Consider the following 15,408-nt stretch of genomic DNA (forward strand, 5'->3'; position numbering starts at 1 on the left):
GCCGGTACCGAGATGGTAATGCCTGGAGACAACGTGGCGGTGACGATCAACCTGATCACGCCGATCGCGATGGACGAAGGCCTTCGGTTCGCGATACGCGAAGGCGGCCGTACCGTGGGCGCCGGCGTCGTCAGCTCCATTATCGAATAGCTTCGGGCCGGGGCGGATACTGTCCGCCCCGGTTTATGCGTGAAGGGATAAGCAATGAGAGATATCATCACCCTCGGCTGCACCGAGTGCAAGCAGAGGAACTACACAACCACCAAGAACAAGAAGAACACGCCCCAGAAACTTGAGTTCAAGAAGTACTGCCGCTTCTGCCGTACCCATACCGTGCACAAGGAAACCAAGTAACAGCCTGTCGGTTCGGGGCAGTGAGGGTTGCTGCCCCCCCTGAACGCAGGCCAGTAGCTCTAACGGCTAGAGCGCCGGTCTCCAAAACCGGATGTTGGGGGTTCGAATCCCTCCTGGCCTGCCATTTTACAAGCATTGTGGGGTCCACGCGTGATCGCCAAAACAAAAGAATTTCTCACGGAAGTCAGAGCCGAGCTTGGCAAGGTAACTTGGCCTACCCGCAAAGAAACCGTCTCAACCACCTGGGTCGTTGTCGCGATTGTTGTGCTCATATCCATCTATCTCGGCGTCTGCGATGTTGTGCTCGCCAAGCTGATGCGCATCATCCTGGGGTAAAGGACTCAATCAACTATGTCGAAGAAGTGGTACGGGGTACACACCTACTCCGGATTCGAAAATAAAGTGCGCCTGTCTCTTCAGGAGCGGGTCAAGAACCTGGGGCTCGAAGAGCATTTCGGTGAAATACTCATTCCTTCCGAAACCGTGGTCGAGCTGAAGAAGGGCGAGAAAAAGACGTCGTCGCGCAAGTTTTTCCCGGGCTACATCCTCGTGAATATGGAGTTGAACGACGAAACCTGGCACGTGGTCAAGGAGACCTCCAAGGTTACCGGCTTCGTGGGGGGGAACAATCCCTTCGCGATTCCCGACGAAGAGGTTGCGAAGATTACGCGGCGCATGGAGGAAGGGGCTGAAAAACCCCGGCCGAAGGTGGAGTTCGAGGTGGGCGAAACCGTCAGGGTCGTGGACGGTCCGTTCCTCAACTTTGCCGGCGTTGTGGAGGATGTCAAGCCCGACAAGGGGAAGCTGCGGGTCATGGTGAGCATCTTTGGGCGCGCAACCCCCGTGGAGCTCGAATTCATGCAGGTAGAAAAGCAGTAGGACGCCGACTCCTGCTGACCAGATACGGAAAACGTCTCGTACGAGAAACAAGGAGTAAGCAATGGCCAAGAAGATTACCGGTTACATCAAGCTGCAGATCCCGGCAGCCAAGGCGAACCCGTCCCCCCCGATCGGTCCTGCGCTGGGTCAGCACGGCGTCAATATCATGGAGTTCTGCAAGGCATTCAATGCCAAGACCCAGGCTGACGAAGGAACCGTCATTCCTGTCGTCATAACGGTATACGCCGACCGCTCGTTTACCTTCATCACGAAGGTTCCGCCCATGTCGGTGCTCATCAGGAAGGCTGTCGGCGTAGAGAGCGGGTCCAGTGTTCCCAACAAGAACAAGGTGGGCAAGCTTACCCGCGAGCAGGTCAGGGAAATCGCCACTAAAAAGCTGCCCGACATGAATGCGGCCTCTCTTGAGGCGGCCATGAGGACGGTCGAAGGTACCGCCCGCAGCATGGGCGTTGAAATAGTCAACTAGAGAAAGGGTGGAAAGCGATGCCGAATACTGCGAAAAAGCACAGGGAGGCCCTGGCCAAGATTGACCGGAGCCGGACGTATCCCCTCGTGGAAGGTATAGAGAGCGTTAAGTCCGCAGCCTATGCCAAGTTCGACGAGACCGTCGAGGTTGCCGTGCGGCTGGGTGTCGATCCCCGTCACGCCGACCAGATGGTCCGTGGCGCCGTTGTCCTGCCCAACGGTCTCGGCAAGGATGTTCGCGTCCTCGTTTTCGCCAAGGGCGAGAAGGAGAAGGAAGCCCGCGAGGCCGGTGCCGATTACGTGGGCGCCGAGGATCTTGTCACCAAGATCCAGGAGGGCTGGTTCGAGTTTGATACCGCCATCGCCACTCCCGATATGATGGGCGTTGTCGGCAAGATCGGTAAGCTGCTCGGTCCCCGCGGTCTCATGCCCAACCCCAAGGTCGGCACGGTCACCTTCGATGTGGGACGCGCCGTGAAGGAGTCGAAGGCCGGTAAGGTCGAGTTCCGGGTCGAAAAGGCCGGTATCGTTCACGCACCTGTCGGTAAAGTCTCCTTTGACGCCGATAAGCTCAGGGAAAACCTGCTTGCTCTTGTGGAGGCTCTCGTAAAGGCGAAGCCCTCTGCGGCAAAGGGAACCTATGTCAAGAAGATCAGTATCTCTTCGACCATGGGCCCGGGCCTCAACCTCGACATTTCTGATGTCCAGGCAAAGCTTGTCTAGACGTCAATCCATATAAAGCCAAAGTCAAAGACAGCAGGTGTCCGGACGCTCGTGTCCGGGCCTAAGCACGAACGGGGCCTGCCGAGACTTGTGGTTAGTCGTAGGAATCATCATTCCCGCACTTTCTGACTTTGGCTGGGGCCCAGGCCCTCATACCAGACAGAAAGGAGGAAGGCGCTTGAACAAGGAAACCAAGCAACAACAAGTGGCAGAACTGCACGACAAGCTCCAGCGTGCCAAGGCGGTGTTTCTCGCCGATTTCCGCGGCATGAACGTTGAGCAGGCCACGACCCTGAGAAATGAGCTCCGCTCGGCTGCGGTTGAGTACAAGGTTGTCAAGAACACGCTGCTGGAGCTTGCTTCCCGCGAGACGGACAAAGAGTCGCTCTCCCAGCACTTCACCGGTCCGACCGCCATCGCCCTGAGCTATGACGATCCGGTCTCTGCCGCCAAGGTGCTGTCGAAGTTTGCCAAGACCCAGTCGAATACCTTCAAGCTCAAGGCCGGCGTACTGACCGGCAAGGCCATCTCTGTTGCCGATATCCAGGCACTGGCAGATCTTCCGAGCCGCGAAGTGCTCATTGCCAAACTGCTCGGGACGATCAACGCTCCGGTGGCGAACTTCGTGGGCGTTCTGGCTGCCGTGCCGGGCAGTTTCGTCCGCGCGCTCAACGCGATCAAGGTCCAGAAGGAAGGCAACTGATTTTTCAACCATCAAACGGTAAGAACACATAACGGAGGAATAGGAAAATGGCAGAAATCACCAAGGCCGATGTCATCAGCTTCATTGAAAATATGACTGTTCTCGAACTTTCCGAGCTCGTGAAGGAGCTCGAGGACAAGTTCGGCGTCTCCGCCGCCGCTCCGGTGGCCGTTGCCGCTGCTGCTGCTCCGGCTGCCGCTGCCGAGGCCGCCGAAGAGAAGACCGAGTTCGACGTAATTCTCAAGAGCGCCGGCGCCAACAAAATCGGCGTCATCAAGGTCGTTCGCGCCCTTACCGGCCTTGGCCTCAAGGAAGCCAAGGACCTCGTTGACGGCGCTCCGAAGCCGGTCAAGAACGGCGTGTCCAAGGAAGAGGCCGAAGAGGCCAAGAAGCAGCTTGTCGAGTCCGGCGCTGAAGTCGAGATCAAGTAAGGCATCAGTTCACTGCTCCAGCATGCAGCCAAGGTCGCCACGCGCGGCCTTGGCTCTTCTATTTTAGTTCTGGAGCAGAGTCCGCAGTGACGGAAGTGGGTGCCTGGGTACTAATAATTCCAGTGGGTTGAATGCCTTAGATGGCTTCGCCAAAGGAGAATATATGGCTTATTCAATTGCGAATAACCAGCTTCTGCGCAAGAATTTCGCCAAGATCAAGAAGATCATCGACATCCCCAATCTGATTGACATCCAGAAAAATTCCTACAAACGATTCCTCCAGATCGACACTCCCCCCGAGGCCCGCAGGAACAGTGGCCTTGAGGCGGTATTCAAAAGCGTCTTTCCCATAAAGGACTTCAGCGATACGGCCTCGCTTGAGTACGTTACCTATACTCTCGGCGCTCCCAAGTACGATGTGGAAGAGTGCCACCAGCGCGGGATGACCTTCGCCGCTCCCATGAAGGTGAAGGTTCGGCTCGTGGTCTGGGACGTGAACAAGGACACCGGCGTCCGTTCCATCCGCGACATCAAGGAGCAGGAGGTCTACTTCGGCGAGATCCCGCTCATGACCGAGAACGGTACGTTCATCATAAACGGTACGGAGAGGGTCATCGTCAGCCAGCTCCACCGCTCTCCGGGCGTTTTCTACGACCACGACAAAGGCAAGACCCACTCCAGCGGCAAGGTCCTTTACTCGGCGCGGGTCATTCCGTACCGGGGCTCCTGGCTGGATTTCGAGTTCGATCACAAGGATATCCTCTTCGTGCGGATCGACCGCCGCCGCAAGATGCCGGCCACCGTGCTGCTCAAGGCGCTTGGCTATTCCGCCGAGGCCCTGCTGAACTACTTCTACAGGAGCGAGGAGATCCTCGTCAGCGCCGAGGGCATGTGGAAAAAAGCCGACCCGGAGTTGCTCTCGAGCCAGAAGGCTTCCGTGGACATCGTTGCGCCGAAGACGGGTGAAGTGCTGCTCAAGGCCAACCGCAAGTTCACCAAGGCGGCCATCCGCAAGATGACCGAGCACGGCATCACGCAGATTCCGATCACCATGGAGGAAGTGCTCGGCAAGTACGCCTCCAACGACATCGTGGATCCGACCACCGGTGAAGTCATCGTGGAGTGCAACGACGAGATCACCCAGGCGCGCCTCGACGACATCAAGGAAAAGGGGATCGCCGAGTTCAAGGTGCTCTTCATCGACAACCTCCATGTGACCTCATCGCTGCGCGACACGCTCATTGCTGACAAGATTGCGGCTACCGAAGAGGCCCTCATCGAGATCTACCGCCGCCTGCGGCCCGGCGACCCGCCGACCCTCAAGAGCGCCCAGGCTCTCTTCGAGAACCTGTTCTTCAATGCCGAGCGGTATGATCTGTCGGCTGTCGGGCGTCTCAAGCTCAACTTCAAGCTGGGGCTCAACATTCCCCTTGACTGCCAGACACTGACCAAGGACGACGTGCTTGAGGTGGTGCGCTACCTGATCGACCTCAAGAACGGCAAGGGCACCATCGACGACATCGACCACCTGGGCAACCGCCGGGTGCGCGCCGTGGGCGAGCTGCTGGAGAACCAGTACCGGATCGGCCTCGTCCGCATGGAGCGGGCCATCAAGGAGCGGATGAGCCTCCAGGAAGTCGAGAACCTCATGCCGCACGACCTGATCAACTCCAAGCCCGTCTCGGCGGTCGTCAAGGAGTTCTTCGGCTCGTCCCAGCTCTCGCAGTTCATGGACCAGACGAACCCGCTCTCCGAGGTTACCCACAAGCGCCGGCTCTCGGCCCTCGGCCCGGGCGGTCTGACCCGCGAGCGTGCCGGTTTCGAGGTCCGCGACGTACACCCGACCCACTACGGCCGGGTCTGCCCCATCGAGACCCCGGAAGGTCCGAACATCGGCCTCATCGCGTCTCTCTCAACCTATGCCCGCATCAACGAGCACGGCTTTGTGGAAACCCCCTACCGCATCGTCCAGGATGGCAAGGTGACGAGCGAGGTCAAGTTCTTCTCGGCCCTGGAGGAAGAGGGACACGCCATCGCCCAGGCCAACGCCGAGATGGACGAGGACGGCCGCTTCGTGAACGAATACGTGTCGGCCCGCAAGTCGGGCGAATTCCTGCTGGTCCACCGGGACGAGCTCGAACTCATGGACGTTGCTCCCATGCAGCTCGTCTCCGTGGCCGCCTCGCTCATTCCGTTCCTGGAGAACGACGACGCCAACCGCGCGCTCATGGGTTCGAACATGCAGCGTCAGGCCGTGCCGCTCCTCAAGGCCGATTCGCCCCTCGTGGGCACTGGCATGGAGCGCGTCGTTGCCAAGGATTCGGGGGTGTCGGTGGTGGCACGCCACACCGGTGTCGTCGAGTCGGTCGACGCCTCCCGCATCGTTGTCAAGATCGATGAGGACGAGTTCGATGAAACCGGCACCGGCGTCGACATCTACAACCTGATCAAGTTCGCCCGCTCCAACCAGAACACCTGCATCAATCAGCGGCCGGTGGTCAAGGTGGGCGACCATGTCAAGCGGGGCGACGTCATTGCCGACGGACCCTCCACCGACATGGGCGAACTCGCCCTTGGCCAGAACGTGGTGGTTGCCTTCATGCCGTGGGGCGGCTACAACTTCGAGGACTCCATCCTCGTGTCAGAAAAGCTCGTGAAAGACGACCGCTACACCTCGATCCACATCGAGGAGTTCGAGTGCGTCGCCCGCGATACCAAGCTCGGCAAGGAGGAAATCACCTCCGATATTCCGAACCTCGGCGAAGAGGCTCTGAAGGACCTGGACGAGTCGGGGATCATCAGGATCGGTGCCGAGGTGAAGCCGGGAGACATCCTGGTGGGCAAGATCACTCCCAAGGGCGAAACCCAGCTTTCGCCGGAGGAAAAGCTCCTCCGGGCCATTTTCGGCGAGAAGGCGGGGGATGTTCGCGACACCTCCCTGCGCGTCCCGCCGGGGGTCGAGGGAACCGTTATCGGCGCCAAGATCTTCTCGCGCAAGGGGTCCGACAAGGACTCCCGCACCGAGATGATCGAGCGGATGGAAGAAGACAAGCTGCGTAAGGACGAGCAGGACGAGATCCGCATCATCCGCAATTCCGCCGTGGGCAAGCTCAAGAAGCTCCTCGTCGGCAAGTCCGCCGCCGTCAAGGTGGAGGACAAGAGCGGCCGGGTCGTCATCGCCAAGGGTGCCGCTATTGCCGAAGAGGCTCTTGACGCGATCCCGCTCGATCGCTGGGACGAGATTTCCGTTTCCGGCGAAGAGGGAGTCGACGAGAAGGTGTCGGCAATTCTCCAGACGCTTCAGCAGCAGATCGACATCATCCGTTACGTGTTCGACGACAAGGTCCAGAAGCTGAAGCGCGGCGATGACCTGCCGCCGGGCGTCATCAAGATGGTGAAGGTCTACATCGCCATCAAGAGAAAGCTCCAAGTGGGCGACAAGATGGCCGGACGTCACGGCAACAAGGGTGTCGTCTCCCGCATCCTCCCCGAGGAGGATATGCCGTACATGGAGGACGGCCGTCCGGTCGAGATCGTTCTGAACCCCCTCGGCGTTCCGTCCCGTATGAACGTGGGCCAGATTCTCGAAACCCACCTGGGCTGGGCTGCCAAGGGCATCGGCTGGAAAATCGAGGAAATGCTCGAAAACTACTCGCCGGCCGACCACATCAAGGGATATCTCAAGGATGTGTACGGCACCACGGACATGGACGGGTTCCTGGACTCGCTCGACAAGGACGAGCTCATGAACGTTGCAAAGCGGCTCCAGCGGGGCGTCGCTATGGCATCCCCCGTTTTCGAGGGGGCGTCCGAGGACCAGATTCGCAGCATGCTCAACAAGGCTGGCTTTGAGGAGACCGCCCAGGTCAGCCTTTATGACGGCAAGAGCGGCGAGCCCTTCAAGCACAAGGTCACCGTCGGGGTCATGTATGTCCTCAAGCTCCATCACTTGGTCGACGACAAGATCCATGCCCGCTCCATCGGGCCCTACAGCCTTGTGACCCAGCAGCCGCTCGGCGGCAAGGCCCAGTTCGGCGGCCAACGCCTCGGGGAGATGGAGGTCTGGGCCATGGAAGCCTATGGCGCCGCCTATGCGCTCCAGGAGTTCCTGACCGTCAAGTCCGATGACGTGGCGGGCCGGACGCGGATGTACGAGGCCATCGTCAAGGGTAAGCACACCCTTGAGCCGGGGCTTCCCGAATCCTTCAACGTTCTCATCAAGGAGCTCCAGTCCCTCTGCCTCGATGTGGAACTGCTCGAAGGGGATGAAGATTAGCACCTTGTCCGGGCCGGCGGGCATTGCCCGGCCGGCCCGTTGAAACGTACACGGAAGGCACTCACTCCTACGCTGAGGAGGATCAGACATTGGAAGATTTTTTCAGCTTTTTCGATAAACCGAAGGACCCGCTTCACTTCTCGGCCATTCGCATCTCCATTTCGTCTCCGGACAAGATCCGCGAGCGCTCGTTCGGGGAAGTCAAGAAGCCGGAGACCATAAACTACCGGACGTTCAAGCCTGAGCGCGACGGTCTCTTCTGCGCCAAGATATTCGGTCCCACCAAGGACTATGAGTGCAACTGCGGCAAGTACAAGCGGATGAAGCACCGCGGCATCGTCTGCGAGAAGTGCGGCGTCGAGGTCATCCCCTCGAAAGTGCGCCGCGAGCGTCTCGGTCACATCGACCTTGCCACGCCCGTTGCCCATATCTGGTTCCTCAAGTCGCTCCCCTCGCGGATCGGCAACCTGCTCGACATCTCTCTCAAAGATCTTGAGAAGGTGCTCTATTTCGAGGCCTATGCCGTGACCAGTCCCGGCGAAACGGGCCTTACCATGGCTGAGGTCCTGACGGAAGACCGGTATCTCAAGGCCCGCGAGGAGCATGGCGACCGCTTCGAGGCCGGCATGGGAGCCGCGGCGATCCGCGACTGCCTGAAGGCCCTCGACCTGGACCAGCTTGCCGAGCAGCTCCGGGTGGAGATGATGGAGGCAACCAGTGAGGCCAAACGGAAGAAGACCGCCAAGCGCCTCAAGGTTGTCGAGGCGTTCAAGGAGTCGGGCAATCGCCCCGAGTGGATGATCCTCGAGTGCATTCCGGTCCTGCCGCCGGAACTCCGCCCCCTGGTGCCCCTTGACGGCGGCCGCTTCGCCACCTCGGACCTGAACGACCTCTACCGGCGCGTCATCAACCGCAACAACCGTCTCAAGCGTCTCATGGAGCTGCAGGCGCCGGAGGTCATCATCCGCAACGAGAAGCGGATGCTTCAGGAAGCGGTCGATGCCCTGTTCGACAACGGCCGTCGCGGCCGTGCCATTGCCGGCCCCAACAAGCGACCCCTCAAGTCCCTTTCGGACATGCTGAAAGGGAAATCGGGCCGCTTCCGGCAGAACCTGCTCGGTAAGCGGGTCGACTACTCGGGCCGTTCCGTCATCGTCGTCGGTCCGGAACTGCGCTTGCACCAGTGCGGCCTTCCCAAGAAGATGGCCCTGGAGCTCTTCAAGCCGTTCATCTATAACAAGCTGGAGGAGAGGGGCTTCGTCACCACCATCAAGAGCGCCAAAAAGATGGTGGAGAAGGAGCGCCCCGAGGTGTGGGACGTGCTCGAAGAGGTCATCAAGGAGCACCCGGTCATGCTCAACCGGGCACCGACCCTGCACCGCCTCGGCATCCAGGCCTTTGAGCCGGTGCTCATCGAAGGCAAGGCGATCCAGCTCCATCCGCTCGTTTGCACCGCCTTCAACGCCGACTTCGACGGTGACCAGATGGCCGTTCACCTGCCGCTTTCCATCGAGAGCCAGGTGGAAGCCCGCGTGCTCATGATGAGTACCAACAACATCCTCTCGCCTGCCCACGGCAAGCCGATCATCGTGCCGTCCCAGGACATGGTTCTCGGGATCTACTACATGACGCGCGAGCGGCATTTCGCCAAGGGAGAGGGCAAGATATTCTCGTCGCCCGAAGAGGTTCGCATCGCCTTCGATGCGGGCGAGGTCGACATCCAGGCCCGCATCAAGGTCCGGATGAAGAATATCCAGGCCGAAGAGCAGGAACAGCCTGAAATCATCGACACCACCGTCGGCCGGATCATCCTGCGGGAGATTTTGCCCGAGGTGATTCCTTACTCCGCCATCAACAAGGTGATGAGCAAGAAGGAACTTACCAACCTGATCGACGTCTGCTACCGGTTGGCAGGCAACAAGGAAACCGTTATCCTGGCCGACCGGCTCAAGGAAACCGGTTTCCGCTATTCGACCCTGGCAGGCATCTCCATCTGTATGAACGATATGGAGATTCCCGAAGGGAAGCAGGTGATCATCGAAAAGGCAACCGAAGAGGTCCAGGAGATACAGAACCAGTACACCGAGGGTCTCATCACCGATGGCGAGCGGTACAACAAGGTTATCGACATCTGGGCCAAGGCCACGGAGGAGATCGCCAAGGAGATGCTCGACAACCTCTCCAAGGACACGGTTGTTTCTCCTGATGGACAGGAGGTCAAGGTTCCGTCCTTCAACTCCATCCACATGATGGCCGATTCGGGTGCCCGGGGTTCTGCCCAGCAGATACGCCAGCTTGCCGGGATGCGGGGCCTCATGGCCAAGCCGTCGGGCGAGATCATCGAGACACCTATTACCGCCAACTTCCGCGAAGGCCTGAACGTCCTTCAGTACTTCATTTCCACCCACGGCGCCCGGAAGGGTCTCGCGGACACGGCCCTCAAGACCGCAAACTCCGGATACCTCACCCGGCGGCTCGTGGACGTGGCCCAGGATGCCATTATCACCGAGAATGATTGTGGAACCCTTGACGGACTTAGTGTCTCCGCCCTCACCGAGGGAGGCGAGATCATCGAGCACATCGGCGATCGTATCCTCGGCCGGGTTGCTCTCGACGATATCCTTGATCCGGTCACCGGCGAGGTCCTCGTGCCAGCAAGCCAGGAGATCGATGAGAGTCTGGTGAAAAAGGTCGAGGACTCAGGCCTCGAGCGGGTCAAGATCCGGTCGGTGCTCACCTGCCAGAGCCGGCGCGGCATCTGCGCCAAGTGCTATGGCCGCGATCTGGCACGCGGCCACCTGGTCAATCTCGGCGAGGCGGTCGGTGTCATTGCCGCCCAGTCGATCGGCGAGCCGGGTACGCAGCTCACCATGCGTACCTTCCACATCGGCGGTACCGCATCACGGCACGCCGAGCAGACCTCGCTGGAGGCCCGGACCGAGGGACGCGTGCGATTCATCAACATTAACAGCGTCGTCAACTCTGAAGGGCACCACATCGTCATGAACCGTAACGGCGAACTGGCTGTCGTAGACGAAACCGGTCGCGAACGCGAGAAGTATGCCATTGTCTATGGCGCCAAGATCAAGGCTGGTCCCGACCAAGTGGTCAAGCCGGGCGAGACCCTTGCCGAGTGGGACCCCTACACCATCCCCATCCTCACTGAGGTTGCGGGCCGGATCAAATTCGGCGACATCGTCGAAGGGGTCACCATGGAAGAGCAGCTCGACGAAGTCACAGGGCTTTCCCGCAAGGTGATCATCGAGTCCCGCGATCCTGACAAGCGGCCGCGGATTACTCTCAAGGACGAGGCCGGCAAGACCGTCAAGCTCAGCGAAATCGCCATGGGGCGCTACTTCCTCCCGGTGGGAGCCAACATTTCGGTACAGGAAGACTCTTTCGTCAACGCTGGTGACGTTATTGCCAAGATTCCGCGGGAAACCACCAAGACCAAGGATATTACGGGCGGTCTGCCGCGCGTTGCCGAGCTCTTCGAAGCCCGCAAGCCGAAGGACTTCGCCGTCATCTCGGAAATCGACGGTCTTGTCACTTTCGGCAAGGATGCCAAGGGCAAGCGGAAGGTCATCGTGACGCCCGAGATGGGTGAGCCCAAGGAATACCTCATCCCCAAAGGCAAGCACATCAGTGTTCATGAGAATGACTATGTGCGGGCCGGCGAAGCCCTCATGGACGGGTCATCGAACCCCCATGACATTCTGCGGGTGCTCGGCCTCAAGGAGCTCGCGCGGTACCTCGTCGACGAAGTCCAGGAAGTCTACCGGCTTCAGGGGGTCAAGATCAACGACAAGCACATCGAGGTCATTGTCCGTCAGATGCTGCGCCGGGTTCGCATCAAAGACGTGGGTGACACCGGCTTCCTCATTGATGATCAGCTTGAGCGGTCCGTGTTCGAGGAAGAAAACGATCGTGTCCTTACCAAGGGAGGGCGCCCGGCCATTGCCGAGCCGCTGTTGCTCGGCATCACCAAGGCGTCGCTCTCGACGGAATCGTTTATCTCGGCGGCTTCCTTCCAAGAGACGACAAAAGTGTTGACACAGGCTGCCATTGAAGGTAAAGTCGACAGCCTTCGTGGTCTTAAGGAGAATGTTATCATGGGGCGGCTCATCCCTGCGGGGACGGGTCTTTCCCGGTACCGCAACCTCAAGCTTGTCGCCGAGCAGGCCGCCATTGAAGAGTTTGAGGCGGTCGAGTCGATGCGGCCTCAGGATGAATACGATGTCGACGTGGAGGATGATGTCGACTCCTTTGACGAGTAAAAAACACGAGGAGGGGGCAACCCCTCCTCGAAACAATGAAAAAAGACTTGACAGTGTCCTGTCAGACTGATATTTTTGTCGCTTCCGCAGGGAGAATGCCCCTTTGGGCGGGTATTGGGAGAAGGGATCTATGCCTACGATTAACCAGTTGATTCGCAGTGGCAGGCAGAGCAAGAAAGTGAAGTCGGATTCGCCTGCTCTCAAGTGTTGTCCGCAAAAGCGGGGGGTGTGCACCAGGGTGTATACTACGACCCCGAAGAAGCCGAACTCCGCGCTCCGTAAGGTTGCCCGGGTACGTTTGACGAACGGGATCGAAGTGAGCTCGTATATTCCGGGTGTCGGGCATAACCTGCAGGAGCACTCCGTCGTTCTTATTCGGGGTGGAAGGGTTAAGGACCTTCCTGGTGTCCGTTATCATATTGTTCGCGGAACTCTCGACTCTGTGGGTGTCAAGGACCGGAAGCAGGGTCGCTCCAAGTATGGCGCCAAGCGGCCCAAGTAAACGACTTTGGTGAGAGGGTAATATGCCGAGAAGAAGAGAAGTGGCGAAAAGGGTTATTCTTCCCGACCCCAAGTTCAATGATCGGGTTGTTGCCAAGCTTGTGAGTGTCATAATGCTTGATGGCAAGAAGAGTACGGCTGAGCGTGCGCTTTATGGAGCGCTTGATATTGTGTCGCAAAAGGCTGGCGAAGAGCCTGTCAAGGTGCTCAAGAAGTGTCTTGACAATATCAAGCCCATGCTTGAGGTGAAGTCGCGGCGCGTTGGTGGTTCCACCTACCAGGTGCCGGTCGAGGTTCGCGTCGACCGCCGGGTCTCGCTTGCCATGCGCTGGCTTGTTCGTTATGCCAATGAGCGCTCCGAGAAGACTATTACCGACAAGCTTGCCGGCGAGATTCTCGATGCCTATAACAACCGTGGTGCTGCGGTGAAGAAGCGCGAGGATACCCATCGTATGGCCGAGGCTAACAGGGCCTTTGCGCACTATCGCTGGTAGTTGGTAAGTAGCTGGTCTTTGAAACGCTAACTGGAGGGATTCGTGGCACGTCAGGTTTCGCTTGAAAAAACCCGTAACATCGGGATTATGGCTCATATCGACGCCGGCAAGACGACGACAACTGAGCGCATACTCTACTATACCGGTGTGACGCATAGAATTGGTGAGGTTCACGAGGGGGCCGCCACCATGGACTGGATGGAGCAGGAGCAGGAGCGGGGTATTACGATAACCTCGGCGGCTACGACCTGTTTCTGGGGCGACAACCGGATCAATATCATTGATACTCCCGGTCACGTGGACTTTACTATCGAGGTTGAGCGTTCCCTGCGCGTGCTTGATGGGGCTGTTGCCGTGTTCTGTTCCGTTGGTGGCGTTGAGCCGCAGTCGGAAACCGTGTGGCGTCAGGCCGACAAGTATCGTGTTCCCCGGATTGCCTTTATCAATAAAATGGACCGGATCGGCGCGGACTTTTTCCGCGGTGTCGGCATGATTCGTGACCGTCTCAAGGCCAACCCCGTGCCGATCCAGTTGCCGATCGGTGCCGAAGATGCCTTTTGCGGGGTTGTTGATCTGGTAGAAATGAAGGCGATCATTTGGGATGAGGATTCTCTCGGTGCCAAGTATCGCGAGGCTGAAGTCCCTGCCGACCTGGTGGAGATGGCGCAAGAGTATCGCGAGAAGCTCATCGAGGAAATTGCTACATTTGACGATGTGCTGATGGAGAAGTATCTCGGTGGCGAAGAACTCACCACTGACGAAATCAGAGGCGCCATCCGCAAGGCAACGATCGATATCCAGATCTGTCCGGTCATCTGTGGCTCGTCGTTCAAAAATAAAGGCGTTCAGAACCTTCTCAATTCGGTTGTCGCGTATCTCCCTTCGCCGCTGGATATTCCCGCCATTACCGGTATCGATGCCAAGACCGGTGAGGAAATAGCCCGCAAAGCGTCCGATGACGAGCCGTTCTCGGCTCTTGCCTTTAAAATCATGACCGACCCCTTTGTGGGTCAGCTCTGCTTCTTCCGTGTTTATTCCGGCGTGCTCAACTCCGGATCCTACGTATATAACTCCACGAAAGAAAAGAAAGAGCGTATTGGTCGTCTGCTGAAAATGCACGCCAATAAGCGTGAAGAGATCAAAGAGGTCTATGCCGGCGACATCGCGGCGGCAGTCGGCCTCAAGTACACGACAACCGGTGATACGCTCTGCCCGGAAGACTCCCCGGTAGTGCTCGAGTCCATCGAGTTCCCCGAGCCTGTTATCGCCATTGCCATCGAGCCCAAGACGAAGGCAGATCAGGAGCGGCTCGGCATCAGTCTCCAGAAACTCGCAAGCGAAGATCCTTCGTTCCGTGTCAGGACCGATGAGGAGACGGGTCAGACCATCATTTCGGGGATGGGTGAGTTGCACCTTGAAATTATTGTTGACCGTCTCATGCGCGAGTTCAAGGTGGAGGCCAATGTCGGCAAGCCGCAGGTTGCCTACCGTGAGACCGTTACCAAGAAGGTCAAGGTCGAGGGCAAGTTCGTCCGGCAGTCCGGCGGTCGCGGTCAGTACGGTCACGTATGGATCGAGCTGGAGCCCCAGGAGGCCGGCAAGGGGTACGAATTCGTTGATGCCATCAAGGGTGGCGTCGTCCCCAGAGAGTACATTCCCGCCGTTGATAAGGGGATTCAGGAGGCGATGGAAACTGGGGTTCTCGCCGGTTACCCGACCGTTGACTTCAAGGTTGCCCTTATTGACGGTTCGTACCATGAAGTGGACTCCTCCGAGATGGCATTCAAGATCGCCGGCTCCATGGCCTTCAAGGAAGCTGCGGCAAAAGCCGGCCCTGTCCTGCTTGAGCCGATCATGTCCGTGGAGGTCGTTGTTCCGGAAGAATATATGGGCGATGTTATCGGTGACCTGAACGCCCGTCGTGGTCGAATCATGGGAATGGAGGGACGGGCCGGCGCCCAGGTCGTTGGCGCGATGGTTCCGCTGGCTCAGATGTTCGGTTATGCCACGGACCTTCGTTCCGCTACCCAGGGACGGGCTACCTACACAATGACATTCGATCATTACGAGCAGGTGCCCAAGTCGGTATCCGAAGAAATCATCGCAAAGGTTAAAGGCTAGTCAAATTCAGCGAGGGAGGAATCCTGCATGGCAAAGGCAAAATTCGAGAGGACGAAACCGCACGTCAACATAGGAACGATCGGCCACGTAGACCATGGCAAGACCACGCTGACTGCGGCCATAACCAAGGTATTGGCGGAGCGCGGCCAAGCAGAGTTCCGTG

At 58.6% G+C, this 15,408-nt stretch carries 14 protein-coding genes and 1 tRNA gene; all 15 read left to right on the forward strand.

All coding sequences use genetic code 11. From position 1 onward, the window contains the following. A partial coding sequence (locus AC6CDK_RS15740) for an EF-Tu C-terminal domain-related protein (protein WP_496639908.1) occupies positions 1 to 150 on the forward strand: 150 nt, incomplete at its 5' end. A gap of 54 nt (positions 151 to 204) precedes the next feature. Then, positions 205 to 354, forward strand: a complete 150-nt coding sequence (rpmG, locus tag AC6CDK_RS15745) for a 50S ribosomal protein L33 (protein WP_010943500.1) — start codon at positions 205 to 207, stop codon at positions 352 to 354. Between the two features lie 47 nt (positions 355 to 401). Next, positions 402 to 478 (forward strand) — tRNA-Trp (locus AC6CDK_RS15750). A 26-nt stretch (positions 479 to 504) separates the two neighbouring features. Next, positions 505 to 690, forward strand: coding sequence for a preprotein translocase subunit SecE (gene secE / locus AC6CDK_RS15755; RefSeq protein ID WP_039646521.1), 186 nt, complete (start codon positions 505 to 507; stop codon positions 688 to 690). A gap of 15 nt (positions 691 to 705) precedes the next feature. Next, on the forward strand, positions 706 to 1,233 hold the full coding sequence (nusG, locus tag AC6CDK_RS15760; RefSeq protein ID WP_039646519.1) for a transcription termination/antitermination protein NusG: 528 nt from the start codon (positions 706 to 708) through the stop codon (positions 1,231 to 1,233). 61 nt (positions 1,234 to 1,294) lie between these two features. Continuing rightward, a complete protein-coding gene (gene rplK / locus AC6CDK_RS15765) occupies positions 1,295 to 1,720 on the forward strand; it encodes a 50S ribosomal protein L11 (RefSeq protein ID WP_039646517.1) in 426 nt (141 codons plus the stop codon). A gap of 17 nt (positions 1,721 to 1,737) precedes the next feature. Continuing rightward, entirely contained in the window at positions 1,738 to 2,442 is a 705-nt protein-coding gene (gene rplA / locus AC6CDK_RS15770; protein ID WP_039646515.1) for a 50S ribosomal protein L1, read from the forward strand. A gap of 178 nt (positions 2,443 to 2,620) precedes the next feature. Next, positions 2,621 to 3,145: a 50S ribosomal protein L10 gene (gene rplJ, locus AC6CDK_RS15775; protein ID WP_066357930.1), complete on the forward strand. Its 525-nt coding sequence runs from the start codon at positions 2,621 to 2,623 to the stop codon at positions 3,143 to 3,145. A 47-nt stretch (positions 3,146 to 3,192) separates the two neighbouring features. Then, a complete protein-coding gene (gene rplL / locus AC6CDK_RS15780; protein WP_039646511.1) occupies positions 3,193 to 3,576 on the forward strand; it encodes a 50S ribosomal protein L7/L12 in 384 nt (127 codons plus the stop codon). Positions 3,577 to 3,739: 163 nt separating this feature from the next. Next, entirely contained in the window at positions 3,740 to 7,852 is a 4,113-nt protein-coding gene (gene rpoB / locus AC6CDK_RS15785) for a DNA-directed RNA polymerase subunit beta (protein ID WP_192905995.1), read from the forward strand. 89 nt (positions 7,853 to 7,941) lie between these two features. Further along, positions 7,942 to 12,129, forward strand: a complete 4,188-nt coding sequence (rpoC, locus tag AC6CDK_RS15790; RefSeq protein WP_039646508.1) for a DNA-directed RNA polymerase subunit beta' — start codon at positions 7,942 to 7,944, stop codon at positions 12,127 to 12,129. 130 nt (positions 12,130 to 12,259) lie between these two features. Continuing rightward, complete coding sequence (rpsL, locus tag AC6CDK_RS15795) at positions 12,260 to 12,631, forward strand: 30S ribosomal protein S12 (RefSeq protein ID WP_039648361.1); 372 nt, start codon at positions 12,260 to 12,262, stop codon at positions 12,629 to 12,631. Positions 12,632 to 12,653: 22 nt separating this feature from the next. Next, a complete protein-coding gene (gene rpsG, locus AC6CDK_RS15800; protein WP_039646506.1) occupies positions 12,654 to 13,124 on the forward strand; it encodes a 30S ribosomal protein S7 in 471 nt (156 codons plus the stop codon). 42 nt (positions 13,125 to 13,166) lie between these two features. Next, the gene (fusA, locus tag AC6CDK_RS15805) at positions 13,167 to 15,245 is read left to right on the forward strand and encodes an elongation factor G (RefSeq protein WP_192905994.1); all 2,079 of its coding nucleotides are present in this window, start codon (positions 13,167 to 13,169) and stop codon (positions 15,243 to 15,245) included. Between the two features lie 27 nt (positions 15,246 to 15,272). After that, positions 15,273 to 15,408 (forward strand): GTP-binding protein (locus tag AC6CDK_RS15810; protein ID WP_264158267.1); only part of this gene is annotated, 136 nt, incomplete at its 3' end.

The organism is Geobacter sp. PheSNFMC (assembly GCF_059620965.1).

Bases quoted from the DNA above. Each gene is read 5' to 3' on its own strand.
- rpmG (WP_010943500.1), top strand. From the start codon at position 205: ATGAGAGATATCATCACCCTCGGCTGCACCGAGTGCAAGCAGAGGAAC.
- nusG (WP_039646519.1), top strand. From the start codon at position 706: ATGTCGAAGAAGTGGTACGGGGTACACACCTACTCCGGATTCGAAAAT.
- rplK (WP_039646517.1), top strand. From the start codon at position 1,295: ATGGCCAAGAAGATTACCGGTTACATCAAGCTGCAGATCCCGGCAGCC.
- rplA (WP_039646515.1), top strand. From the start codon at position 1,738: ATGCCGAATACTGCGAAAAAGCACAGGGAGGCCCTGGCCAAGATTGAC.
- rplL (WP_039646511.1), top strand. From the start codon at position 3,193: ATGGCAGAAATCACCAAGGCCGATGTCATCAGCTTCATTGAAAATATG.
- rpoB (WP_192905995.1), top strand. From the start codon at position 3,740: ATGGCTTATTCAATTGCGAATAACCAGCTTCTGCGCAAGAATTTCGCC.
- rpsL (WP_039648361.1), top strand. From the start codon at position 12,260: ATGCCTACGATTAACCAGTTGATTCGCAGTGGCAGGCAGAGCAAGAAA.
- rpsG (WP_039646506.1), top strand. From the start codon at position 12,654: ATGCCGAGAAGAAGAGAAGTGGCGAAAAGGGTTATTCTTCCCGACCCC.